This is a genomic window from Synechococcus sp. R6-5, assembly GCF_047461775.1.
In the GTDB taxonomy this organism is placed as follows: Bacteria; Cyanobacteriota; Cyanobacteriia; order Thermostichales; family Thermostichaceae; genus Thermostichus.
Window position 1 is genome coordinate 1 of sequence record NZ_JANSHV010000243.1, and the last position, 1,292, is coordinate 1,292.

Sequence of the window (1,292 nt, forward strand, 5' to 3'; positions counted from 1 at the left end):
CTCCGTCCCGCTGGCGCGATCAGTAGCCCAGGCGTCTCATCTTAACCTGAACAACCATACGATTTATCCAAGAAATTGCAAACACTGCCGCAAAGCCCGCTGCACCGAGGCCAGGTAGCCCTCTCCAAACAGGTTGAGATGGTTGAGCCAGTGGTAGAGCTGGTAGAGGGGCTTGCGGTGAGGATATCCCTTATCCAAAGGATAGGTCTGCTGATAAGCCCGATAGAACTCCGGCGGAAAGCCGCCAAACAGTTCTGTCATCGCCAGATCTGTCTCCCGATCCCCGTAGTAGGTGGCCGGATCGAAAATCACCGGGGATCCATCGGGCAAGGCCCCGTAGTTGCCGCCCCACAGATCTCCATGCAACAGAGCGGGTTCTGGCCTGTAGTCCTGAAAAAAGGCTTCCAGCTCCGCCATTACCCGTTCGGCTTGGGCCACCCACTCACCCCGGTAGCCTCGCTGACAAGCCAGCCTGACCTGGTAGAGCAGCCGTTGATCCCGGTAGAAGTCCAGCCAGCTCTGCCGCCAACTGTTGATCTGAGGCGTAGAGCCGATGGTGTTGTCGCGCTCCCAGCCGTAGCTGCCGTTGGGGGATAGGGTGCGGTGCAACTGGGCCAACTGGGATCCCAATAAACCCGCAGTGTGCGGACGGGGCGAGGTTAGCTCCAGGTATTCCAGCACCAAGTAGGCCTGCTCTCCTACGGATCCCCAGACAATGGGCTGAGGTACGCGAATGGCCTGGGCAGCCGCCAGGGTTCGCAAGCCCGCAGCTTCCGCTGCAAACATCTCCAGCGCCCTTTCTCCCCCACGGGCCAATTTGACGAAGTAGTCTTTTACCCCTTCTGCAAGAGGGCTTTGGGAAGCGCAGGAAAACCGATAGGTGGCGTTGATGCTGCCTCCGCCCACAGAACGATACTGTAGGGGCTGGATGGGATCCCCTGTTGCTTCTGAAAGGTGCTGGGCGATGGTCTGCCAAAGAGTTTGCATCAGCAGCAAAAGTCAATTGTCGGAGAAAAACAGGTACTTATGGTCATTTCGGGTAGTCATTTCAGGTTAGGGTGAGACGCCTGAGCCATTGCCTGGGCCATTGAGAAAAGCCCTATGGCCCCGTGCATTCAAAGTTTTAGGTGTGGGCGCAGTCTCCTGGTTTAATTGAAATGACCATAACTCTTTTTTTGTGCTACTTTCACCTTCTCATTCTCAAGAGCACAGTCAATAGCGCGAGGACTCCGTCCCGCTGGCATGACGGGTTGGACGCCAGACCGGGCTCTATCCTTCAGTCGAGCTTCTGG

General features: G+C 56.8%; 1 protein-coding gene. It reads right to left on the minus strand.

Annotated features, from left to right (window positions below; all coding sequences use genetic code 11):
* Positions 1-63 precede the first annotated feature (63 nt).
* The gene (locus NW818_RS12100; RefSeq protein ID WP_414424690.1) at positions 64-987 is read right to left on the minus strand and encodes a fructosamine kinase family protein; all 924 of its coding nucleotides are present in this window, start codon (positions 985-987) and stop codon (positions 64-66) included.
* Positions 988-1,292 lie beyond the last annotated feature (305 nt).